Source organism: uncultured Pseudoxanthomonas sp. (assembly GCF_947498795.1).
In the GTDB taxonomy this organism is placed as follows: Bacteria; Pseudomonadota; Gammaproteobacteria; order Xanthomonadales; family Xanthomonadaceae; genus Pseudoxanthomonas_A.
Genome location: NZ_CANMLQ010000011.1, coordinates 21,741 through 45,132 on the forward strand (window position 1 = coordinate 21,741; position 23,392 = coordinate 45,132).

A 23,392-nucleotide genomic window follows, 5' to 3' on the forward strand; every position below is an offset into this window, starting at 1 on the left:
TGCCCTGGTCAGGGTTGAGGTCAATCCCAGTGACGCCCGTCCTCGGCGCGCACGGAGGCTTCCAGAAAGCAGTGGTGGTTATCGGCAACGCGATGCATCTCATCCAGCAGCATGGCCATCCTCTCGTCCATGTCCGCGGCGTCGACCACCGGCATCGTGAGTCGGTACTCGCTTCCCTCGGCATCAAGCCGATGGGCTTGAAACGGGGATAGGCACATCGCCTCAATGCGTGCCCGAGCGCGGCCAGCGCCCCTGCCTCGGGGCGCAAACGGGCTCACTAGCAGGCGCAGCGTCAGGCTCACGGTCGCGGCCGGCGCTGGCAGCGCCGCCGAGGCGAGCGCGGGGGGCGGCGCGGCCTGGAGGCCGGCTTCAACGCGTTGGCGGGCGAACGGATCGCGGCCCTGGATGTAACGCATGGCCGAGTGCACGTCTCGCCATCCGACGTACTCCATCAGGGCTTTCACGTCCCAGCCGTTGTCATTGGCCCAGCCCGCAAAGCCCCGGCGAAGGGAATGGCTGCTGTAGCCTCCCACGGCCTCCAGACCTGCGGACTGAAACAGGTCGCGCAGCAAGGGGATCAGGCTGTTCGGATGCAACCCTTGGCTGCCGACGTTGCCCCATTGATCGACACGCCGGAACAGCGGGCCTTGAGTTAGCGCGGCTGCCTGCACCCAGGCCTGCGTGGCACTGACCGCGCACAAGCGCGACAGAGCGGGCACCTTGTACGTATTGCCTGCCGACTGTCTGTCGCCCTTGCTGCGCGGCAGGAAGCAGATCATTCCCTGCTCGGGTACCAGTTCCAAGTACTCAATCTGCAGCCGGATCAACTCATCGCCGCGGAATCCTCGCCAAAAGCCCAGTAACACCAGCGCCTTGTCGCGCATGGCACGCAAGGCATACGCGTGGTCGGCGCGCTCCTGGGCCGCCAGCGTGGCTTGGTCCAGCCACCCGACTACTTGGGTCAGCTGGGCCAGCTGCAACGGCGTGGCCTGCTTTTCGATTCGGGGGTGTAGCGTCTGAATGCCCTTGAGGACCTTGCGTACCAGCGGCGTACGCGTGGGATCGACGAACCCGTGCTCGGCGTGCCAATGCGCCAGTGCTGCCAGTCGTTGCTTCAGCGTGTTGATTGCTGCCTTGGGGGCCTGCTCGGCCAGATAGCGGGCCACGCTATCGGGCGTCGCCGGCAGATGGCCACCCCATTCGACCTCGAAGTGGCGCAGCGCCGAGGCATAGCTGCGCTGCGTGTTCTGACGCGTGGCCGCTTCGAGGTAGCGGTCCACATCGCTCACGCCTGGCAGCACTCCGCCGACGCGCAACCGGCCGGTTGTCGCAGCGTAGAGAGGATCGTGCACTCGGCACGTTGTCCGCCATGGCAACTGGCGATCACCCGCTCCAGTTCCCGGGCCATCCTGCGCAGATCCTCCATCCGGGCCTGGATATCAGCCAAATGACTGCGTGCCAGCCGATCTACGTCCATGCAGGACATCTGGTCGTCCCCGGACAACTGCAGCAGGCTGCGGATCTCTTCCAGACTGAAACCCAGATCCCGGCCGCGGGTAATGAAGCGCAAACGCTCGATATCGGCAGGCTCGTAAACGCGATACCCGCTGCCGGTGCGACCAGGTTGGGGTAACAGGCCGATCCGCTCGTAATAGCGGATGGTTTCCAGATGGCACCCACTGGCCTCGGCGGCCTGACTGATCTTCATGTGGCGACTTGACTCTGTAGTAGCTACGGACTTTACCTTGCCCCCTGTCCAGCCGCCAGCCTCCCGCCCGCGCGCCTCTACCCGTGTCCGGAGCTCTCCATGTTGCGCTCACGCCTGATCCGGTATGCCGCGTATCCCGCCCTGATGGGCGCGGTTCTGGCCGGCACGGCCGCAGTATTGGCCGATGGCCTGCCGGCTTGGCCAACCTTGGCGATCCTGGCGACCGCGGGCATTGCCATGGTGGCGCTGCTGGAGTGGCTGCAGCCCTACGAGCCGTCTTGGCGCCATAGCCAAGGCGACCTCAAAGCCGACTTGATGCATGGCGCCGTCAACTTTGGCCTGCTGGCCGGCACCGCCTATGGATTGCATGCCTTTCGCGGCCTGCTGCCCGCCGGCAGCCTATGGCCGACCCAGTGGCCCCTGATCGGGCAGATGCTGCTGGCGGGGCTGGTGATCGACTTGGGCCTGTATGCCATGCACCGCTTCAGTCATCGGGTGCGATGGGCATGGAAACTGCACGCTATCCACCACAGCGCTGAGCGCTTGTATTGGCTCAATGGAGAACGTCGTCACCCGTTGAGTGCACTGCTGATGGCCGGCCCGGGCTTGGGGTTGACTGTCGCCTTGGGTGCGCCGCCGCTGGTGATCAGTGCGTGGCTGACACTGATGAGTGTTCAACTGGCTTTCCAACACGCCAACTTGGACTACCGCGTTGGCCCGCTACGTCGCTGGCTAGGCGTGGCCGAAGTACATCGGTGGCATCACAAGCGTGACTATGAAGATGCCCAGGTCAACTTCGGCGAGTTCTTCATGATCTGGGATCGTCTGTGCGGCACCTTCCTTGATCGCCCTGAAACGCTGCGCGCCGGCGAGGTCGGGTTGCGCGAGGAAACGATGCCTGCCAGCTATTGGGCGCAGATGTGCTGGCCGTTTAACGAGGCTCCAGATCAACGGGATACGGCCTTTGCGCAATATCTTTGGCCAGGCGATCAAGCGCTACAACAAGGCGATCTCACGACGGCCTACAAACGGTACGAATTGGCCCACGTGCTCTCGCAGCACCGCACGCGCTTGCACGTGCGTAGTCATTGGGCGTTCGCAAGATGGGCGTGGCAAGCCCACGACATGCGCGAAATGGCTGGACAACTGCTGCGCCTGATGGCCGCTGCGACCCTGACATGGGTGTGGATGCCTAAAGGCAATACCGGTGGCGCTCGGGTAAACGCCTTGCGCACGATGCCGATTCCTTCAGAACTGCGTAATTACATGGAGAACACCCGATGAGTGACTGTGGCTGCCATCACGAGGCCAAGAACGCCCAGGAGCGACGTGTACTGTGGATTGCCTTGGTCCTCAACGCGGCCATGGCCGTCATTGGTGGCATCGCCGGCTGGATTGCCCATTCCACAGGTCTGCTGGCTGACGCGCTGGATATGCTGTCTGATGCCACCGCGTACGCCATTGGATTGGTGGCCATCGGACGCACGGCCCGCTTCAAGGCCAATGCCGCTTGGCTCAGTGGCAGCATTCTGCTGGTGCTGGGTATTGGCGTGCTGGTGGAGGTCGGACGACGGGTACTACAGGGCGCCGAACCACTCAGCGGATGGATGATCGGCACCGCGCTGCTATCGCTTGTAGTCAACGTCATCGTGTTGCGCATGCTCTCGCCGCTGAAGTCCGGGGAGGTCCATCTGCGAGCAACGTGGCTGTTTACCCGAGCCGACGTGGTGGCCAACATCGGCGTCATTCTTGCGGGCGTACTGGTGTGGTGGCTGGCCAATCCCTATCCCGACTATGTGATTGGCACCCTTATCGGTTTGTACGTGATCAAGGAAGCCATCGAGATCCTGCGTGACGCACGTCGGGCCAGCACGCAAGTGGGCAAGCCGACCGCGTGAAGATGCGTGTGCGAGCTCTGCCCGCGTTCCGCTGGCTGCTGGCGCTGAGCCTGGCACTGGGTGCCATATGGCACCCGGTGCTTACGGCGGTGGGCGAAATGCACGAGGCAGCCCATACGTGGTCCGGCGCTCACGCAGTGCTGATGACGTCCCACGCGGCCGCTGATGAGAGCGCCTTGGGCAAATCGCTCCATCAGTTGCATCAACTCGCGCATTGCTGCGCGCACGCAGTCGCCGCTCCGGCGATGACTTGGGCGCCACCTCCTGCTCCGCAGCAGCAGGCCGTAGAGCCACACGCGGTGGAGACGGTGCCCACAGGGCCATTGGTCGATCCGTTCCGACCGCCTATTGCGGGCCAAGCGCTGGCGTAGGCCAGTCCTTAACCCTTGGTCTGAACTTCTGGAGTGTTGCTATGCAAGTGCGACGTGCGGCGCTGGCCGCTTGGTTGCTGCTGGGTGCAGGGATACCTGCCTGGGCGGTCGACCCCATGACATTGGACGACGCATTCGACCGCGTTGCCCAAGCCCATCCAGACCTGCGCCTGGTGCAGGCACGTACCGCGGTACTGGCGGCCGAGCACGAGGGCGCCAATCAGCGCCCGCCTTGGACATTGGGTGCCGAGGTGGAGAATGCCCTGGGTACCGGAGATGCGAGAGGCTTGGACAGCGCCGAGTTCACCGTGAGTCTGAGCTCGGTGCTGGAGCGAGGCGGGAAACTGGATGCGCGCAGGGCCCTGGCGCAGAGCCGCATCGATGCGCTGGCTGTTCAGCGGGAAGCTCGTCGGCTGGATCTGTTGGCTGAAACGGCGCGGCGCTATCTGGCATTGGTTGCAGCGGACAAGGCCGCCAAGATTGCCCAAGTCGATATCCAACAGCGCCAGCGTACCGTGGCCGCTGCTCGTCAACGTGTGCAGGCCGGCGCCTCACCCGAGTCGGTGCTGTTGACTGCACAGGCTGCCTTGGCAAGAGCCGAGCTGGCCCAAGCAAGGGCCTCCCAGCAAGCCAGCGCTGCACGCCAGCATCTGGCCGCCCTCTGGGGGGAGCGTGAACCCGTGTCGGCGCCGGTCGCTGGCAACCCGCTCGCACTACCGGCGATCGGTTCTCTGGAAACCCTTTCCTCAGAACTGCAGCGTTCTCCCGAGCTGGCCCAGTTTGTCGACGAGCGGCGCATTGCCGAAGCACGTTTGAATCTGGCTCGCACAGCAGGCACGTCGGATCTGGCTTGGCAAGTCGGCGTGCGTCGGATGCAGGACACAAGCGACACCGCGCTCGTGGGGGGCATCTCGCTGCCTTTGGGTGCTCGAAGCCGGGCGCAACCAGAGATTCGTGCCGCTGAGGCGGAGTTGGAAGTGCTTTCGATCGAACGTGAGGCGCAGGGAATGGCGTTGTATTCCACCCTGGTCGAAGCCCACGGCCGTTACACCGTCGCCCGTGACGAAGTGGCCCGTCTTCAAGACGATGTGCTGCCCAAGCTGACCAAGGCTGAGCAAGCGGCCGAGCGTGCATATCGCGCTGGGGCCATCAGCTATCTGGAATGGGCGCAGCTGCAGTCCGAAAGGACCGCAGCTCTGCAGCAACAACTGGACGTCGCGCTCGATGCGCAACGTGCCCTCATCGAAATCCAACGGCTCACCGGCCAGGCCATGGTTGCCTCTGCCGCTGCCGCCACCTCCGGAGAGTTGACCCCATGAGCCGTTTCCCCTGGATCGCGCTGGCCCTGACATTGGCCCTGACGGCTTGTAGTGGCCCGGCACCCAATGCCCGTGGCGAGGCCGAAGAAGGCCATGAGGCCGAAGAACAAGGCGAGCACGAAGAACTGCCCCAACAGACCACGATCGAGGCCCAAACGGCACAGTCCGCCGGCATCCGCGCCGCCCGCGTGGGTCCTGGCCAGATCGCCGATGAGCAGGAAGTCCAAGGGCTGCTTACGCCGGTCGAAGGTCGCATCGCCCTGGTGACTGCACGTTTCCCCGGTCCTGTGCGTGCCGTTCGCGTAGGCGTGGGCGACCAGGTCAAGGCAGGACAGGTGCTCGCGACGGTGGAGAGCAACTTGAGCCTGACGACCTATTCCGTTACCGCCCCCATAAGCGGCGTGGTGATGGCGCGGACCGCCTCGGTCGGCACGTCTGCCGCCGAAGGCGCGCCCTTGTTCGAGATCGCAGATCTGTCCACCTTGTGGGTAGATCTGCATATCTTCGGACGGGACGCCGGGCACATCGAAGCTGGTGTGCCGGTGACCGTGAGCCGATTGAGTGATAGCGTTTCCGAGCAGACGACCTTGGAACGCGTGCTGCCCGGCACCGCCACGGCCAGCCAAAGCACGATCGCACGCGCGAGCTTGCGCAATGCCGATGGACGCTGGCGGCCAGGTTCCGCCGTTAAAGCACGCATTACCGTTGATCGCGCAGAAGCGGATCTGGTAGTCCCCGTGACCGCGCTGCAGACCGCCGAAGATCGGGACGTGGTGTACGTGCAACAGGGCGAGGTCTATCACACGCGCCCGGTGAAGCTAGGCCGACGCGACGCCGAACGGGTGGAAGTCTTAGAAGGCCTGAAGGCCGGTGAGCAGGTGGTGGTGGCCCAGAGCTTCCTGGTCAAGGCCGACATCGAGAAGTCCACCGTCGAAGAAGAAGAGTGAGGCCCGCCATGCTCGAACGCCTCATCCATTTTTCCATTCGCCATCGCTGGCTGATGCTGGTACTGACCGCAGCGCTTATTGCGCTCGGCGTGTGGAGCTATCGTCAGCTGTCCATTGACGCCACGCCCGACATCACCAACGTCCAGGTCCAGATCAACACCCAGGCGCCAGGTTACTCGCCGCTGGAAGCCGAGCAACGGGTGACATTCCCCATTGAAACGGCGATGGCCGGCTTGCCCCAGTTGGACTACAGCCGCTCGTTGTCTCGCTATGGGTTATCGCAGGTGACGGTCGTCTTCAAGGATGGGACGGACCTGTACTTCGCGCGCCAGCAGGTCGCCGAGCGCCTGCAGCAAATCACGTCTCAGCTTCCTGAGGGGCTAGATCCTGAGATGGGGCCGATCTCTACCGGTCTAGGTGAGATCTTCATGTACACGGTGGAAGCCGAGCCCGATGCCCGCAAGCCCGATGGCTCCCCGTACACGGCCACGGACCTGCGGACGCTGCAGGATTGGGTGATCCGCCCGCAACTGCGCACCACGCCTGGGGTGACCGAGGTCAACACCATCGGTGGCTTTGAACGGCAGATCCACATCACTCCCGATCCAGCGCAACTGGTAGCCCTGGGATTCACGCTCCAAGACGTTGTTGGCGCGGTGATGCGCAACAACCAGAACGTGGGAGCCGGCTACATCGAGCGCAACGGGCAGCAGTTCCTGGTGCGCGTACCGGGCCAGCTACGGGATGTGGACGCGGTCGGCAGCATCGTGCTGGATCGTCGTGATGGCGTCCCGATCCGCGTGCGCGATGTCGCCACCGTTGGCGAAGGCAAGGAGCTGCGCACCGGCGCGGCCACGCAGAACGGGCATGAGGTGGTCGTCGGTACGGCCTTTATGCTGTTTGGCGCCAACAGTCGCGACGTTTCTCGGGCCGCTGTGGCCAAGCTGGAGGCTGCCAACGCCAGTCTGCCCGAAGGTGTGCACGCCAAGGCGGTGTATGACCGCACGGCGTTGGTAGATCGCACCATAGGGACCGTTGCCAAGAACCTGATCGAAGGCGCGCTTCTGGTGGTGGTGGTGTTGTTCCTGTTACTGGGCAATGTCCGGGCGTCGTTGATCACCGCAGCTGTGATCCCGCTGGCCATGCTGTTCACCATCATCGGCATGGTGCGAGGCAACGTATCGGGCAATCTGATGAGCCTGGGCGCGTTGGACTTCGGGCTTATCGTGGATGGTGCGGTCATCATCATCGAGAACTGCCTGCGTCGTTTCGGCGAGGCGCAGAATGCGCTGGGCAGGCAACTCAACGATCAAGAGCGATATGACCTGACGGCTTCGGCAACGGCGGAAGTCATTCGACCGAGCCTGTTCGGCCTGGGCATTATCGCGGCCGTCTATCTGCCGATCTTTGCCCTCTCCGGCGTCGAGGGGAAGATGTTCCACCCCATGGCCATTACCGTCGTCCTGGCGCTGACCGGCGCGATGATGCTGTCGCTGACGTTCGTGCCAGCGGCCATTGCAACCTTCCTGCGTGGACGCGTGGCCGAGCACGATAACCGACTGATGCGCTGGTCACGAGCTCGCTACACGCCGCTGCTGGATTGGGCGCTACGCCGTCGATTGGCCGTACTGGGCGGCGCCACGGTACTGGTGGTCGCGTGCGGCATCCTGGCCACGCGGCTGGGATCGGAGTTCGTGCCCAGCCTGGATGAGGGCGACATCACGCTGCAGCCGATGCGGATTCCAGGCACGAGTCTGGAGCAATCGGTGGCGATGCAGGAAACATTGGAGAAGCGATTGGCGCAGTTTCCCGAGGTGGCCAACATTTTCTCCAAGATCGGTACCGCCGAGGTAGCCACCGATCCGATGCCCCCCTCGATGGCCGACACGTTCCTCATGCTCAAGCCGCGGGATCAGTGGCCAGATCCCCGCAAGCCCAAGGCAGAGTTGATCGAAGAACTGGAGCAAGCCGCCAAGAAAATCCCCGGTAGCAACTATGAGTTCACCCAGCCCATCCAGATGCGCACGAACGAACTGATCTCCGGCGTCCGCTCGGACGTGGCGATCAAGGTCTATGGCGATGATCTGGATCAGCTCGCACGACTTGCTGGCCGCATCGAGCGGGCAATGCGTGAAGTGCCTGGTGCTGAGGACGTGAAGTCTGAGCAAGTGAGCGGACTGCCGTTGCTCACGGTAACCCCAGACCCGGTAGCGCTGGCACGGTATGGATTGAATCCAGGAGATGTGCAGGAGACGGTGGCCACCGCTATCGGTGGTCAGGTAGCGGGCCAGTTCATTGAAGGCGATCGTCGCTTCGCTCTCGTGGTCCGGCTACCCGAAACATTGCGCTCAGATCCGGCGGTGCTGGCAGACCTGCCGATTCCGTTGCCCGAGGACAATAGTCCCGATGAGTCCAGCCGTGAGGCGACATGGCGTGGCGGTAGCCCTCGGACCGTGCCGTTACGTGAGGTCGCTACCATCCAAGTCGAGCGTGGACCGAACCAGGTGAACCGCGAGAACGGCAAGCGACGCGTGGTCATCACGGCCAATGTGCGCGAACGCGATCTGGGAAGTTTCGTGGGAGATTTGCGCACCAAAATCGGCGAGGAAGTGAAGATGCCGGAAGGCTACTGGGTGGCCTATGGAGGCACGTTCGAGCAATTGATCTCCGCCAGCCAGCGCCTTTCCGTAGTCGTTCCGGTCACCTTGGCTCTCATATTTGCTCTGCTGTTCATGGCCTTTGGGTCGGCAAAGGACGCTGCGATCGTGTTCAGCGGGGTACCGCTGGCGCTGACCGGCGGCGTCATCGCGCTGGCGCTGCGCGGAATTCCGTTGTCCATCTCCGCCGGCGTGGGCTTCATCGCCCTATCGGGCGTGGCGGTGTTGAACGGCTTGGTCATAATTGCCTTCATCCGACGCCTGCGCGAACAAGGCGATCCGCTGGATGAGGCCGTGCGCGATGGTGCGCTCGGCAGGCTGCGTCCGGTGCTGATGACCGCGCTGGTGGCTTCTTTGGGCTTCTTGCCGATGGCTCTCAATGTCGGTGCGGGTTCGGAAGTCCAGCGGCCCCTGGCGACCGTGGTGATCGGTGGCATCTTGTCCTCGACCGCCTTGACCCTGTTTGTTTTGCCCGTGCTGTACCGGTGGTTACACCGAGAGCGCGACCGGCCCGTTCTCCCGACCACGGCGCTCGCATGAGGCAGCATCATGCCCAAGCCTGACCTGGAAATTGTGCGTGCGGCGATGTTCGCCGATCCCGGGGTGAAGGCGGTCGACGATCTGCGGTGGATGCCTGCCGCATCCGGGCTGGGCATTCAGGCCACGGTGACAGTGGCCTCATCGGCGGTGGACCTGGCCACAGTGCAGGCCGTCGTGGGCCAGATTCTCGCCACTCAGTTCGGCGTAACAGAACTACACCTGACATTCAACGATCCCGGGCCGGCACCGGCGCAACCGACCCGTGGGCCTATCGAAAAGAGGTAAAGCGGAGGGCGGCATTGCCGCCCTCCGAACCCTCAACCAATCCAACCGAAGGCAAACACCGTTCCCAAGGTCGTGCTGAGCGCTGCTACGCCCCACAACCCAAACGCTGATCCGTCGCAATCGCGTGCAGGTGGCGGCCAGCCTGGGGTCGGCTGGGCACGGAGGAGCGCGTGCTCGCCATAGCAGTGCGCCAGAGAGCGCCAGCAGGCCAAAGGCCAGGCCGAACACCAACGCCTTGTGCAGCCCACCGGGCGCGCCGGCAGCGTGGGAGCAGCACCCGACTAGTCTCGGGACTCATAGACTTGGTGCCCTGGCCAGGCGCAGGCGCCTGCCAGGACAAAGGCCACGCTTTGCCGGGCCCGCGTGAACGCCACGTAGTACTTCGCCGGTGAGGTGATACGGGAGGCGTCAGCGGTGCGCAGGAACTGGGCCAGGGGGCCATTGGGATAGATCAGCACGCGGGAGTATGTCCGTCCCTTGGCTTGTCCAAAGTTGACCGCAGGATAGCCATCGCAGGCTTCCCGCCGGTCGTAACGCAGGACGGTGGGCGCGAACTGCAGTACATATTTTTGCACCAGAGTGGGTGCCACCACATAAATGCCCTCATGCCCGGTCAGCTCGCTATTTCCTGACTCGGTGCGCGGCATCTGCGGATACAGCGCATCGGCCAGATCACACAGCGACTGCGCACAGCGGTGGCTGATCACCCGATGCTGGATCTGACACAAGTTCCGCGCCTGCCAGGCTTGGAAAAGCCCCATCATGGCCACACCACTGTATTGCTGGTGACGCGGAGAATGGTTGGTGGCGTAGGTCGCCTGGCGGGTATCACCCACCAGCGTGATCTCGATGCCGCTGGAGAGCAGGCGCTCGACCAGGTCCAGGTCGTAGCCGGCCAAGTCCTGGACCTCATCGATGTAGAGCTCGTCGTACATGGCCGCCAAACGCTCGATGACACGGCCTTGGGTAAGCTCATCGCAGCGCACGGCAAAGTCAGCGGCGCGATCGGAATATATTCGATCGCCGGCCAGATAGTGACGAGCCACCTGACTACGGGGAGCACGATTGTTGGTCCTGCCCTCAACGAAGAGGATGGACTCCACGCGGGGCTGGGCACACAGCGCCGCCTGATAGGGCCGAATGCACTCGCGCAGCAGAAAGCTGTACCAACTGTAGAGCGACACGTGCGCCGGCACGGCGCCAGCCTGCCGTTCAAACGCGCGCCTGATCTCTTCCAGGTTCTCAAGCGTGTAGGTCAGGATGGCGATCCGGCGTTGCGGGCGCGCCAGGGACTGGCGCACCAACATCGTCGTCTTGCCCGAACCGGCCGCCGAGAGCAGTACCTGATTAGGCGATGGCACGCTGGACATAGTCCGGAAACACGATCGAGTGGGGACTATTGAAGATGGCCAACGCTGTATCGGTCTTGTTGCCCTTCATGAACTTCAACAGCGCCGCCTCATCGGCGAACGTTTTATCCAACACCAGATTCAATTGCGCCAGCGTATTTGCCTTGATCAATTGTTGCTCCAGCGAGGGTGCGTCCTCATCGGAGTCATAGTAGATGTAGTTCAGGAAATCAGCGTAGCGTTCCTGCAGCAGGGCTACGTCGCCGTCGTTGTCGGTAACGACAGCGGTTGGGATATCCAGGCGTTGGGCGATCTGCAGAAATCGCTTGAAGGCCAGGGAGTTGACCGAGATCACGTCCACGCCACGGGCCAACGGCGACACGCCGTGGTGATCCTTGAAGGCTCGCTGGACGATCAACTCGTCCGAGGGGCCCTCGACAAGGATCGCCTGCTTGGCCAGGATCAACCGCAGGGTGTCATGACCCGGCAGCTTCATGAAGTAGTCGTGCGTATCGGTCGGCAGTTGGTCCAGTTTTATGTGTCCGCGTGCACTGAAGAGGATCACGTTGTCCACGCCGAGCTTGTTCAACACGAAGCTGCTATGCGTTGCAATGATGACTTGCTGGGCGGTGGACAGAGCTGCGATCTTGTCGATCAGTTGGGTCATACTGGAGAAGGACAGATGATTCTCGGGCTCTTCTACCAGCAGCACGTGCGCAGCACCGGCCGCGCGCATGGCCAGTTTCATTTTGACCGCACTCTGTTCGCCTTTGCCGGCGTGGGTGAAAGGAAGATCGTCCAGGTAGGGAGACAGACTGGCCTCCCACGTCGACCGCGCCGAGGTGTCCACACCCACGGTCAGCGTCTTATTGCTGACATCGCCCGCATTTTCGGCCAGGAACGTGTTGATGGCCGCCACGTCCGTTTCCTGGGAAAAGCTCTGCCGCATGCGGCGATAACTCAGCGACAAGGCCACGCGCTGAGCCGGAGAAAGCACCTGGTCGATGATGCTGCCGATGTAGCGATCCGTGCCTGAAAAGGTCTTGGCACTGGTGGTATCGATTATCGTGGAGTCGAATGGGATGCTGCGGGCGGTGACGCCATTGTTGGCGAAGGAATACCAGCGGACGGTGTAGTACTCCACCGGCAAGCTGCCCCCCTGGTGCTCGCGCAAATAGGCATCGAACTCGGGGCGATAGTCTTCGTTGAGTTCGATCAGCAGCCGAATGCCGGCCATGTCAGCGCCGAGGGAGTTGTTGGTACCCCGCAATGAAGCCAGGGTGGCATCCCGTCCGAGGTAAGCCTCGATCACGATCCGCGGAGGCGAACCAGGCTGTCCATCCCGCAGACGTGCCAGATACTCGTCGACAGCCGGTTGGTGGAACAGGTAGGGGGTGATTTCGTAGGCGATGCCTCGTCCGTGCAATTGGCCGGTCACGACAGCATGAATAGCTTCCAATAGCGTGGACTTGCCGACCTCGTTGTTGCCCACGATCAGGTTCATGTGGGGGTTGAGCGGCAAATCCAGGTGGCCAAACGCCTTGAAGTTCTCGATGACGACTCGTTCGATCGGCATGGTTCATCCCTGTACGACTGCAGCGCGAGCACGGCGCCCGGAGCCATCCGGACACGCCGGCATGGCGTTCATACTAAACCGGGCCAGTGGGGCGGATTTCGTACGGGTGAGACACCCCGGAGGCGGCTGGTGGCCGATCACGCGGGATAATTCAATATTATCCCGCCTGAGCAAAGCCGCCGCCGAACGGCCGCCTGCACTCTTTATTAGTATGTAATTACATGGTATGTAATACATTACGAAATAATTGGAGAACAGCATCATGGCGCGCGCAGGACTCTACAAAGGGGATGTCCAGAAAGCGCGTGACGCGCTGCTGGCCCAAGGCAAGAAGCCTTCCGTGGACGCGGTTCGGGTGGCTCTGGGCAACACGGGCTCCAAGACCACGATCCATCGCTACTTGCGTGAACTGGAAGAGGAGGAGGGCGGCGGTCCGTCACGTGCGGTGGCCGTGAGTGAGGCCTTGCAAGACTTGGTCGCGCGCCTGGCTGCGCGACTTCAAGAGGAGGCAGAAGCGATCCTCACCAGGGAGCGAGAACGCCATGGGGCCGAACTCCAGCGTCAGCAACAAGCGCTTTCCACCGCCCAACAGGAAGCCGCTGCCCTGGGCAGTCAGCTGCAGCGCACTGAGACCAGCTTGACGCAAGAGCAAGCCGCTCACGCCCTACTTCAGCAGAATCTGCGCGACAAGGTCGCGGAAATCGCCCAGTTGAATGAGCGCATCGCCGGCATGACGGTGCGGCTGGCTGATTACGAGGCGCATACGCGTTCTCTGGAGGACAAGCATGCCCACGCCCGGGAAGCGCTCGAGCACTACCGCGCTTCAACCAAAGAGCAGCGCGAGCAAGAGCTTCGCCGTCACGAGCATCAGATCCAAGAGCTGCAAGTAGCCTTACGTCAGGCCAATGAAGCCTTGGGCGCGAAGAATCAGGAGCTGTTGGTGCTTAACCGCGACAATGGCCAATGGCTGGAGCGCCATGGGCGGATTGAGCGTGAGCTTGTCCAGTTGAGGCAGGTCCACGAAGGCCAACACAGCGAGATCGTGGCGTTGCGCCAGACCGCAACGGACCACATGGCACTGCAGGAGCGCTGGAAGACTGACGTCAAGGCCTTGGATGCCCTGCGCAGCGAGCTAGCTCAAGTCCAAGACACCCTTGCGCAGGAGCGCGAGCGCCGCCAGAGCGCTGAAGCCGATGCGTTGCGTGCCAACGCGCGTCTTGAAGCGCTGGAGCCCCTGCTGAATCAACTGACGCCGGCACAAAATACGGTGAAGAGAACCCGGCGCAGCAGTACGCAGGGTGGGGGAGCGGACTAACGAGGCTACTCGTTTGCCTGCTAGCGGCCGGGATAGCGCTCCCCAGTCCAGTACGCCCATTCCATAGGTACGACCCAGTCTACGAACAGCTTGGCTACTGAGGACTCCGGTGCCAGAGATGGTAGGGCTTGAACATGCCTTGCTGGGGCGAACTGGTCATCAGGTAGCGCAAGCGCTTCTTGACCTCTTGAAAGATGGCCTCGCGCACATGGGCGCTGTCGTGCACGCCAAGACGCATTGCCACCGACGCGCCTTGGCGTACCGCTGCCCAGCAACAATAGCGCCACTGCGCGATCGGCAGACCCCGCGGTCCGGATTGAAACACGAACCCCACATCACGTGCCCAGCCTGGGTCGAAGTGATGTTTGAGCAATTGCTGCTCTAGAAACTGCTCGGTCTCCCAGAGTGCAAGTTCATCCCACAGCTCTAGTTTTGCGTCCGCCAGTTCTACATCGTGTGCCATATCACCGAGTTGGTCTTCCAGCACCGGGAGCAGGTGCCTGCGCTCGTGGGTAGACCAGGCGAAAGCCCATTGCAGATCTTCGATGGGCGTGACCTCGGCATCGGGTCGGATCTGCCATCGATCCGCTGGCCAGGGAACTTGGATCAGGGCCAAGTCTCGCAAGGCGTCCAGCACCAGCAAGGTGGAGCGGCGTGTGGGCGCCACCGGTATGCGTCGTAGCTGCGCGGCCAGCAGCGCGGCAAGGAAAAGGGTGCCACGAAGCCCCAACGCCTCGATGCTGGCGACCCCAGATGGCGTCATTGACGAGGTTCCGGGCATGCGGGTTCCGGGGGTGAGGGAGCGGCGTGGCTCCTGGCGATGGCAGCGCTACCGGGGTCGCCGGTTGCCTCAAAGCTAAGAATATCTTAGTATGCAAGGCAGGGTACATCCGCCATCCTTATGGGGTCTCCATGGGGTGCGCGCGTGACTTTGTCAGTCGACTCAACACCGACCTTCGCTCGACGCCTCAGACAAGCCCGCCTGCACACGGGCTTGTCGCAGAAGGAGTTGGGCATCCGGGCCGGTCTGGATCCTCACGTGGCCAGCCCCCGAATCAACCAGTACGAGCGTGGCAAGCACGAGCCGAAGCTGGAGACCGCTGAGCGGTTGGCTCAAGCGTTGGGGATCCCCGCCGCGTTGCTGTACACCGATGATGATCTGCTGGCGAAGTTGCTCCTACGCTGGGGCTCGCTCAGCAAGCAGCAGAAGCGCGAGCTGGTGAAGCTGATCGAGAGCACATCCGAGAAGTAGGCCGTACGGTCGCTCGCTTTATGGGCAGCACTTCGCTTCAACCCGGCCCTTTGGAGCGCCCCCGGATGGAACACCAGTGGGCGCGGCTAGCGCGACTAACGGGGCGCGGCATCTCAGGCCTGCCTGAGATTTTGTTCACGACCGATACACGCGCGCCTTGTCTAAAGTGATTTACCATGTCGCCCGTGTCAGCCTCCTCACTTCTACTGCGACTGATCCTGATCGCCATGCTCGTGCTTAACGGGGCGTGGTCGGCGTTTGCGTCGGTCAGTATGAATCCGGTGATGGAAGAGCAGGCCAGCGAAGTCGCTGCCGCGGTGCAAGTCGACGAAGACTGCGTCGCCCATCACAGTGCTGAGCATCATCCCGATGCCACATCGATTGAAAAGGCTGGCACTGGGCACGGCGATCATGCCGGCCCCGACTGTTGCAAGTCGTCTGCGTGCCGGTGCGCCTGCGTGCACGCGTGCGCGAGCGCATTGCCTGCGCGCCTGCATGTTTCGGTACAACTGGCCTTGGGCCTGGATGTCATGCCGCTGCCCTTGGGGCATCCGGCGCCTGCCTTGCCTCATCTGATCCGACCACCGATCGGCTAAGCGTCCCTAGGCGCCGCAATGGCGCCGTTGGTGTGGCTTGCATGCCTGTATAGGCCAGCCACCCGCTCTGTACCACCGCCTGCCGGTGGCAACACGACGCTTGGAGCATTTACATGTCGCATGATGATTTTCGTGGTCCACATGGTGGACCGCTGCTGCCTTCGCGGCGGCGATTTGTCCAAGGCTTGGCCTTGGGAGGCGCAGTCGCAGGATTGGGGTTCTGGCCCAAAGCCAGTTGGGCGCTCAAGGGCCCCGGACAAGCCAACGTATTGTCGGGCACCGAGTTTGACCTGACCATCGGCGAGACGCCGATGAACTTCACCGGCAAGACCCGCACCGCGATCACGGTCAACGGGTCCGTTCCGGCGCCGTTGCTGCGGTGGCGGGAAGGCACCACGGTCAACCTGCGTGTCTCCAATGCATTGCCGGCCAACTCCCTCCATGGCACGGATACTTCCATCCATTGGCACGGCATCATTCTGCCGGCCAACATGGACGGCGTGCCGGGCCTGAGCTTTGACGGCATCGGACGTGGTGAGACCTACCACTATAGGTTCACCCTGCATCAGGGCGGAACCTACTGGTACCACAGCCACTCAGGTTTCCAGGAACAAGCTGGGCTTTATGGACCGATCGTGATCGATCCACTGGAGCCAGAGCCTTTCAGCTTCGATCGCGACTACGTCGTGATGCTGAGCGATTGGACAGACCTGGACCCGACGGCCCTGTTCGATCGTTTGAAGAAGATGCCGGGCCATGACAACTACTACAAGCGCACGGTCGGCGATTTCGCGCGCGATGTGAAGCGCAATGGTCTGTCGGCCACGTTGGAAGATCGCAAGATGTGGGGCGTGATGCGAATGACGCCCACGGATCTGTCCGACGTCAACGCCAACACCTACACCTACCTGATGAACGGCACGACCTCTCTGGGCAACTGGACCGGGTTGTTCCGCAGTGGCGAGAAGGTGCGTCTGCGTTTCATCAATGGCTCTGCCATGACGTACTTCGATGTGCGTATTCCGGGGTTGAAGATGACCGTGGTCGCGGCGGATGGCTTGTACGTCCATCCGGTTTCGGTCGACGAGTTCCGCATTGCAGTAGCAGAAACCTTCGATGTGATCGTGGAGCCCTCCGGGCAGGACGCATTCACCATCTTTGCCCAGGACTCCGGTCGCACCGGCTACGTCAGCGGCACGCTCGCCGTGCGCGAAGGACTACGCGCGCCTCTTCCGTCTGTGGATCCCCGGCCGCTGCTGACGATGGCAGACATGGGCATGGATCATGGATCGATGGATATGTCTGGCGGCAGCAAGGGCATGGAAGGCGGCTGTGGTGCAGCCATGGGCATGCCCGGCATGACCCCACCTGCCAGCGGCAATGAGGCCTCGGCCCATGCGGGTCACGCGATGCCCGCCGCCGGCGATGGTGCCATGGCCGGCATGCAGCATGGGGGCATGCAATCACACCCTGCCAGCGAGACCAACAATCCGCTGTTGGACAACCAAGCCATGAGCGTGACTTCGCGCTTGGACGATCCGGGCAATGGCCTGCGCGATAACGGCCGTCATGTACTGACGTATTCCATGCTCAAGAGCACCTTTGAAGACCCTGACGGACGCGACCCCGGTCGCGAGATCGAGCTGCATCTGACCGGACACATGGAGAAATTCTCCTGGGGTTTCAATGGTCAGAAGTTTTCCGATGTCGAGCCGCTACGGCTGAACTACGGCGAGCGCATGCGCATCGTATTGGTCAACGACACGATGATGACCCACCCGATCCATTTGCACGGCATGTGGAGCGATGTGGAAGACGATAGCGGCAACTTCATGGTGCGCAAGCACACGGTGGACATGCCGCCAGGCAGCCGACGTACGTATCGCGTGCGTGCCGATGCGTTGGGCAGCTGGGCGTTCCATTGCCACCTGCTCTATCACATGGAAGCCGGAATGATGCGCACGGTGAGGGTCGACGAATGAACATCAATAGACGCAATACCACCCTGACTGCGCTGACCCTGGCTATCTCGCTGGCCCTGGCCAATGCGGCCAGCGCCCAATCCATGCAGCACGGCTCCATGCCGATGGAGCAGGGCGCGCAGACCCAGGCTCAGGATCACTCTGCACATCAGGCGCCGACATCAAAGCCTGCGCCAGCCCCCAAACCTACAACACCGGCCAAGACCAGCGAAGCGACTATCGATCATGCGGCGATGGGCCATGCCGCGCCGCCGGCTCAAGCAGCCGAGCCTGCCATGCAGGGCATGGACCACTCGCAGATGGGGCACAGCTCGCCCGCGAGTACACCTGCAGCGCCCAAAGCGCAGACGCAGCCGATGCAGGGCATGGATCACAGTCAGATGGCACAGCCCGCTGCGTCCGACGCCTCCAGCACGTCCACGCCTGCGATGCAGGGGATGGACCATTCGCAGATGGGCCACGGTTCGCCCGCATCCGCTACGCCAGAAGCTGGCATGCAATCGATGGAGGGCATGGACCACAGTCAGATGGGACATGGGCCTGTCGCACCAACGCAGCCGCGCACCCCGATTCCTGCGGTGACCGAGGCTGATCGTCAGGCGGCCATCGCGCCCGCACACGCGCATCCGGTGCATGACAATTCGATCAAGAGCTACGTACTGCTCAATCGCCTGGAAGCCTGGGATGCCGATCCGGGCACTGGGCTGGGTTGGGAGGGTCAGGGTTGGATCGGTACGGACCTCAATCGCGTCTGGTTCCGCAGTGAAGGCGAACGCACAGATGGTCAGACCGAGTCGGCTGATCTGGAAGTGCTCTACGGCCGCAGTATCTCCACGTGGTGGGATGTGGTGGCCGGTGTGCGCCATGACTTCAAGCCGGGGGCTTCGCAGAACTTCGCCGCTATCGGCGTACAGGGCTTGGCACCGATGAAGTTCGAAGTATCCGCCACAGCCTATCTCGGCGAAGGCGGCCAGACTGCTGCCAATGTCGAGGCCGAGTACGAACTGCTGCTGACCAATCGGCTGATCCTGCAGCCGCTGGTGGAGGTCACGGCGTATGGCAAGAACGATCCATTGCGCGGAATAGGTTCGGGTCTGAGTACCGCTGAGGCGGGCCTGCGACTTCGTTATGAGTTCACCCGAAAGTTCGCTCCCTACATCGGCGTGGTGTACGAGCGTGCGTTTGGCAATACCGCAGACATGCGACGCGAGCATGGCGAGTCTTTTGAAGACACGCGCTTGGTCATCGGCCTTCGTACCTGGTTCTAAGGGGAACTGACAATGAAATCCAACAAGAAGATGTGGGTATGGCTCGGCGCCGGCGTGGCATTGGTTGCGGTGGTCGCAACCGCCGCGGTCTCTCTGGGCGTGTACAACGTGGCCGCTGATGATCCGCATAGTCGCCCGGTGTATGCGCTACTTGAAACGGCGCGTGAGCGTTCCATTGAGGTGCGCGCCGCCAAGCTTCAGGTACCCACGAACCTGGATGATCCTGAGCGTATCCGCCAGGGTGCGGGCAACTACAACGCTATGTGTGTGACCTGTCATCTTTCGCCAGATGCGGCGGCCACCGAGATGAGCAAGGGTCTGTACCCCGCGCCACCAAACCTAAGCAAGCACCCGGTGGGTCCAGCTGAGGCGTTCTGGGTGATCAAGCACGGCATCAAGGCCAGCGGCATGCCTGCGTGGGGCGGCAGCATGGACGATGAGTTCATCTGGAACATGTCGGCCTTCCTGCAGAAGCTGCCCAAGCTGGACAAGGCCGGCTACCAGGCGTTGGTAGCCAGCAGTGATGGCCATTCACACGGTGGCGGTGAGACCGGCGGGCACTCGCATGGCGAGGAAGCGGGTGCAGATCACCATGGCGGCGGTGATAGCGAAGAGATGGGTGATGGCCATGGCCATGGCCAGGGGCATGAAGCAGGTGGCATGGGCATGGACATGAGCAAGCCTAAGGAAGGCACCACGCATGTGCATGCCGACGGCAAGACGCACGTGCATGCGGCCGAGCCGGCAAAGCAACCTGCGCAGGCCAAGTCCGAGGGCGAGCACGATCAGCACGGCTCCATGCCAGCCAAACCAGCCGAGCCAGCTCCCAAGGCCGATGACGGCCACGATCACCAGCATTGATCCCTTCATGGAGCTGCCCCGGCTCCACGCCCGAGCGCCTCGGCGCTCGGGCATCTCTTAAGGAAGCATGATGAACACTTCACGCAGCTGTCTCTTTCTGCTGGCCACGGCCTTGTCGCTGACCGCATGCGCGCGCCCCGAATCGGCTGTCAATTCAGAGGCGGCATCGGACGCCCAATCTCCGACATCGGCGGCTGCGCAGCAGGTCACTCAACCGCAGCGTCCGTTGCCGTTGGTCAAAGTACATAAGAGTGCGACCTGCGGTTGCTGCCAACTGTGGGTGGAGCATCTGGAGAAAGCAGGTTTTACGGTTGAGGTGCACAACAGCGAAGACCTGAACCCGATCAAGGCGCGCTTGGGCGTTCCTTATGGACGCGGCTCGTGCCATACCGCCGAGATCGATGGCTACATCGTCGAAGGTCATGTGCCGGTGCAAGACATCCTGCGCCTGTTGCGTGAGCGCCCGGTAGGCCGTGGATTAGTGCTACCGGGGATGCCTGCCGGTTCTCCTGGCATGGAGATGCCCGACGGACGTGTTCAACCCTATACGGTGGAATTTGTACTGCCCGATGGCACCACGCAGCCTTACGTCCTGCACGGTCAACGCAGCTGACAGTTTGCTCGCGATCCCTTCTTCCAGCCCAGAGTGATCCATGTCCCCTCATTCCCACGATGAAGCCGGCAAGGCGATGCCGCAGGGTGCCAGCGATGGTCCAGACTCGGTGCGTGATCCGGTATGCGGTATGCAGGTCTCCGCGGCTAGAACGCCGTACCACGCTCTGCATGGCGGAACGAAGTATCACTTCTGCTCAGCCAGATGCCGAGAGCGGTTCATCACTAATCCCGACCGTTATACGGACGGTGCTGCCCAGCAAGTTGAAATGACCGCCCCAGCAGCGGTGGCTCCCCCCCGCGATACCCATGCCACGGTCTATACCTGTCCGATGCATCCGCAGATTCGTCAGCCAGGTCCCGGCACCTGTCCGATCTGCGGCATGGCACTGGAGCCGGAGATGCCGTCGCTGGAGGAGGACGACAATCCGGAGTTACGCGATTTCACCCGACGCTTCTGGTGGACGTTGCCTTTGACGTTGATCGTCCTGGTCTTGGCCATGCTGGGACATCGTCTGCCCGGCTTGTCCACGCAGGCGCGCACCTGGATTGAGCTCGTGCTGAGCGCCCCGGTGGTGCTCTGGGCGGGGTGGCCTTTCTTTGTTCGCTGCCTACAGTCCATCGGCAATCGCAGCCCCAACATGTGGACGCTGATCGGCATCGGCGTGGCCGCCGCGTTTGGCTACAGCGTGGTGGCCACCGTGACGCCGGGCCTGTTTCCGGACTCTTTCCGCGAGCATGGACGGGTGGGGGTCTACTTCGAAGCAGCGGCGGTCATCGTCTCGCTCACGCTGCTCGGCCAGCTGCTGGAACTGCGGGCGCGCTCCAAAACCTCGGCAGCCATCAAGTCGCTGCTGGGGTTGGCGCCCAAGACGGCACGCCGCGTCAAGCCCGATGGGGGCGAAGAGGACGTTGCGCTGGATCACGTGCATGTGGGTGATCTGCTTCGCGTACGACCGGGCGAGAAGGTGCCGGTCGATGGGGAAGTCATTGAAGGTCGCACCAGTGTCGATGAGTCGATGCTGACCGGTGAACCCATTCCGGTGGAGAAGACTGTCGGTGACCACGTCATAGGCGCCACGCTCAACGGGACGGGCGCCCTGGTCATCCGGGCGGACAAAGTCGGATCCGGGACGGTACTGTCGCAGATTGTGCAGTTGGTGGCCCAGGCCCAGCGCTCTCGCGCGCCGATGCAGCGTATGGCGGACAAGGTGGCGTACTGGTTCGTTCTGGCCGTGCTGGCCACGGCGGTGCTTACCTTCTTCGGATGGGGCCTGTTTGGACCCGAACCGTCATGGACCTTTGCCGTCCTCAATGCCGTATCGGTTCTGATCATTGCGTGCCCGTGTGCCCTGGGTTTGGCTACCCCCATGTCGATCATGGTCGCCACCGGCCGCGCTGCGCAGGTCGGAGTCCTGTTCCGCGACGCTCAGGCGATCGAACAGCTACGTCTGATCGACACCTTGATCGTGGACAAGACCGGTACGTTGACCGAGGGACGTCCAGCCTTTCGCGACACGCTCTCCTACGCCGGTTTCGACGCCGATCAGATCCTTCGTTTGGCCGGCAGCCTGGAGCAGGGCAGTGAGCACCCCCTGGCCGAGGCCATCGTGGCTGAAGCCCAACGACGTGGCTTGAACCTGGTGGCCGCCCAGGATTTTGATTCGCTCACCGGCCAAGGCGTTCGCGGGCGCGTGGCCGATCAGGATGTCGTGCTCGGCAACCAAAGCCTGATGGCATCGGTTGGCGCCGATGTAGCCCCCTTGCAGAGCAGCGCCGAGCGTCTTCGCAAAGAAGGCGCCAGCGTGATGTTCCTGGCGGTCAATGGGCGGTTGGCCGGCGCCATTGCGGTGGCTGATCCCATCAAAGCCACGACCTTGCCTGCCTTGAACCTGCTACGTGCCGATGGCCTGCACGTGGTGATGGCCTCCGGTGACGCACAGGCCACGGCCGAGGCCGTGGGGCGCACGCTGGGCATCGACGATGTGCGTGGCGGCGTCAAACCTCAGGACAAGGCCGAACTGGTCCAGCAACTCAAAGCCCAAGGGCGTCGTGTGGCCATGGCCGGCGATGGCATCAACGATGCGCCGGCCCTGGCGGCAGCCGATGTGGGCATCGCGATGGGGACGGGCACGGATGTGGCCATGTCCAGCGCCCAGCTCACCCTGGTCAAGGGTGATTTGAGGCGCATCGTGCAAGCCCGTGCCATCTCGTCTTCGACAGTGGCCAACATGAAGCAGAACCTGGGCTTCGCCTTCGTCTACAACGCCATCGGCGTGCCCATCGCCGCCGGCCTGCTGTACCCCAGCTTCGGCCTTTTGCTCAGTCCGATGATGGCGGCCCTGGCCATGAGCCTGAGCTCGGTTTCGGTGGTCACCAATGCCTTGCGTTTGTCCGGCTCCACCGTTGTTGCCACCTCTCACCCTGACCGCGCCGATGAGCCTGCGCGCGGCCATTCCTGTCACTGATGGCTCATATCCCACAAGGAGTACTGCAATGAAGCGTTATGCCTCCCTCTCGATGATGGCCCTGTTCCTGATGGCCGGCGCGGCCTTCGCCGGTGGCCAGACCACCACGCCCACCACCGACCACGGCCAGCACAAGACGATGGATCATAAGAAGCAGGAGCATGGTCAGCACAAGCCGGCCGCGGCCGATGCCGACTTCACTAAGCTCGATGCCAACAAGGACGGCTCGTTGTCCAAGGAAGAGCTGGCCAAGCACAGGCTGGCACCCCACTTTGGCATGCTCGATAGCAACAAGGACGGCAAGCTGAGCCCGCAGGAATTCGCTGCCGGCAAGGGCATGTAAGTGTTGTCGGCCTGGGAGCCGCATCAGCGGCTCCCAGGTTCTTCT

General features: G+C 62.6%; 20 protein-coding genes. 15 read left to right on the forward strand and 5 right to left on the reverse strand.

Annotated elements, in window-relative coordinates; all coding sequences use genetic code 11:
• Positions 1-20 precede the first annotated feature (20 nt).
• Together Q0907_RS17635 and Q0907_RS17640 are read right to left on the reverse strand one after the other, a co-directional pair.
• Positions 21-1,289: a site-specific integrase gene (locus Q0907_RS17635; protein ID WP_299347195.1), complete on the reverse strand. Its 1,269-nt coding sequence runs from the start codon at positions 1,287-1,289 to the stop codon at positions 21-23.
• Positions 1,286-1,708, reverse strand: a complete 423-nt coding sequence (locus Q0907_RS17640; protein WP_046932166.1) for a helix-turn-helix domain-containing protein — start codon at positions 1,706-1,708, stop codon at positions 1,286-1,288. Before Q0907_RS17640 ends, Q0907_RS17635 begins: the two co-directional genes overlap by 4 nt.
• A 99-nt stretch (positions 1,709-1,807) precedes the next feature.
• Here Q0907_RS17640 and Q0907_RS17645 point away from each other — a divergent pair, with 99 nt between their 5' ends.
• From Q0907_RS17645 to Q0907_RS17670, 6 genes are all read left to right on the forward strand, one after another.
• The gene (locus tag Q0907_RS17645) at positions 1,808-2,992 is read left to right on the forward strand and encodes a DUF3703 domain-containing protein (protein ID WP_299347198.1); all 1,185 of its coding nucleotides are present in this window, start codon (positions 1,808-1,810) and stop codon (positions 2,990-2,992) included.
• Positions 2,989-3,606, forward strand: a complete 618-nt coding sequence (locus Q0907_RS17650; RefSeq protein WP_046932167.1) for a cation diffusion facilitator family transporter — start codon at positions 2,989-2,991, stop codon at positions 3,604-3,606. The genes Q0907_RS17645 and Q0907_RS17650 overlap by 4 nt, the downstream gene beginning before the upstream one ends.
• 412 nt (positions 3,607-4,018) lie before the next feature.
• On the forward strand, positions 4,019-5,296 hold the full coding sequence (locus tag Q0907_RS17655) for a TolC family protein (RefSeq protein ID WP_056878741.1): 1,278 nt from the start codon (positions 4,019-4,021) through the stop codon (positions 5,294-5,296).
• Positions 5,293-6,243, forward strand: coding sequence for an efflux RND transporter periplasmic adaptor subunit (locus Q0907_RS17660; protein WP_080948168.1), 951 nt, complete (start codon positions 5,293-5,295; stop codon positions 6,241-6,243). The genes Q0907_RS17655 and Q0907_RS17660 overlap by 4 nt, the downstream gene beginning before the upstream one ends.
• Positions 6,244-6,251: 8 nt before the next feature.
• Entirely contained in the window at positions 6,252-9,440 is a 3,189-nt protein-coding gene (locus Q0907_RS17665; RefSeq protein WP_299347203.1) for a CusA/CzcA family heavy metal efflux RND transporter, read from the forward strand.
• A gap of 9 nt (positions 9,441-9,449) precedes the next feature.
• Positions 9,450-9,725 carry a hypothetical protein gene (locus Q0907_RS17670; protein ID WP_046935218.1) on the forward strand — a complete coding sequence of 92 codons (276 nt, stop codon included), beginning with the start codon at positions 9,450-9,452 and terminating at the stop codon, positions 9,723-9,725.
• 281 nt (positions 9,726-10,006) lie between these two features.
• On the opposite strand, the gene Q0907_RS17675 is transcribed toward Q0907_RS17670, so the two are convergent.
• Together Q0907_RS17675 and Q0907_RS17680 are read right to left on the reverse strand one after the other, a co-directional pair.
• Positions 10,007-11,095, reverse strand: a complete 1,089-nt coding sequence (locus Q0907_RS17675; RefSeq protein WP_343229827.1) for a UvrD-helicase domain-containing protein — start codon at positions 11,093-11,095, stop codon at positions 10,007-10,009.
• Positions 11,073-12,650, reverse strand: a complete 1,578-nt coding sequence (locus Q0907_RS17680) for an AAA family ATPase (RefSeq protein WP_046932181.1) — start codon at positions 12,648-12,650, stop codon at positions 11,073-11,075. Before Q0907_RS17680 ends, Q0907_RS17675 begins: the two co-directional genes overlap by 23 nt.
• Positions 12,651-12,912: 262 nt before the next feature.
• Here Q0907_RS17680 and Q0907_RS17685 point away from each other — a divergent pair, with 262 nt between their 5' ends.
• A complete protein-coding gene (locus Q0907_RS17685; protein ID WP_054668669.1) occupies positions 12,913-13,965 on the forward strand; it encodes a DNA-binding protein in 1,053 nt (350 codons plus the stop codon).
• A gap of 94 nt (positions 13,966-14,059) precedes the next feature.
• Here the strand turns inward: Q0907_RS17685 and Q0907_RS17690 are convergent, their stop codons facing one another.
• Positions 14,060-14,746 (reverse strand): hypothetical protein, encoded by a 687-nt coding sequence (locus Q0907_RS17690; protein WP_299347205.1) that lies wholly within the window; start codon positions 14,744-14,746, stop codon positions 14,060-14,062.
• Positions 14,747-14,866: 120 nt separating this feature from the next.
• On the opposite strand from Q0907_RS17690, the gene Q0907_RS17695 reads away from it, so the two are divergent.
• The 8 genes from Q0907_RS17695 to Q0907_RS17730 all read left to right on the forward strand — a co-directional run bounded on the left by Q0907_RS17695 (position 14,867) and on the right by Q0907_RS17730 (position 23,347).
• Positions 14,867-15,217, forward strand: a complete 351-nt coding sequence (locus tag Q0907_RS17695) for a helix-turn-helix transcriptional regulator (RefSeq protein ID WP_299347207.1) — start codon at positions 14,867-14,869, stop codon at positions 15,215-15,217.
• A 176-nt stretch (positions 15,218-15,393) separates the two neighbouring features.
• Positions 15,394-15,813, forward strand: a complete 420-nt coding sequence (gene copL, locus Q0907_RS17700; protein ID WP_046934798.1) for a transcriptional regulator CopL — start codon at positions 15,394-15,396, stop codon at positions 15,811-15,813.
• Positions 15,814-15,926: 113 nt separating this feature from the next.
• Positions 15,927-17,795 carry a copper resistance system multicopper oxidase gene (locus tag Q0907_RS17705; protein ID WP_046934797.1) on the forward strand — a complete coding sequence of 623 codons (1,869 nt, stop codon included), beginning with the start codon at positions 15,927-15,929 and terminating at the stop codon, positions 17,793-17,795.
• Positions 17,792-19,063, forward strand: coding sequence for a copper resistance protein B (locus Q0907_RS17710; protein ID WP_046934796.1), 1,272 nt, complete (start codon positions 17,792-17,794; stop codon positions 19,061-19,063). Before Q0907_RS17705 ends, Q0907_RS17710 begins: the two co-directional genes overlap by 4 nt.
• A 12-nt stretch (positions 19,064-19,075) precedes the next feature.
• The gene (locus tag Q0907_RS17715; protein ID WP_228903386.1) at positions 19,076-19,924 is read left to right on the forward strand and encodes a cytochrome c; all 849 of its coding nucleotides are present in this window, start codon (positions 19,076-19,078) and stop codon (positions 19,922-19,924) included.
• 70 nt (positions 19,925-19,994) lie between these two features.
• The gene (locus tag Q0907_RS17720) at positions 19,995-20,537 is read left to right on the forward strand and encodes a DUF411 domain-containing protein (protein ID WP_080955570.1); all 543 of its coding nucleotides are present in this window, start codon (positions 19,995-19,997) and stop codon (positions 20,535-20,537) included.
• 76 nt (positions 20,538-20,613) lie between these two features.
• Entirely contained in the window at positions 20,614-23,004 is a 2,391-nt protein-coding gene (locus Q0907_RS17725; RefSeq protein WP_052760929.1) for a heavy metal translocating P-type ATPase, read from the forward strand.
• Positions 23,005-23,032: 28 nt separating this feature from the next.
• On the forward strand, positions 23,033-23,347 hold the full coding sequence (locus tag Q0907_RS17730) for a hypothetical protein (RefSeq protein WP_299347213.1): 315 nt from the start codon (positions 23,033-23,035) through the stop codon (positions 23,345-23,347).
• The last annotated feature ends 45 nt before the right edge of the window (positions 23,348-23,392 follow it).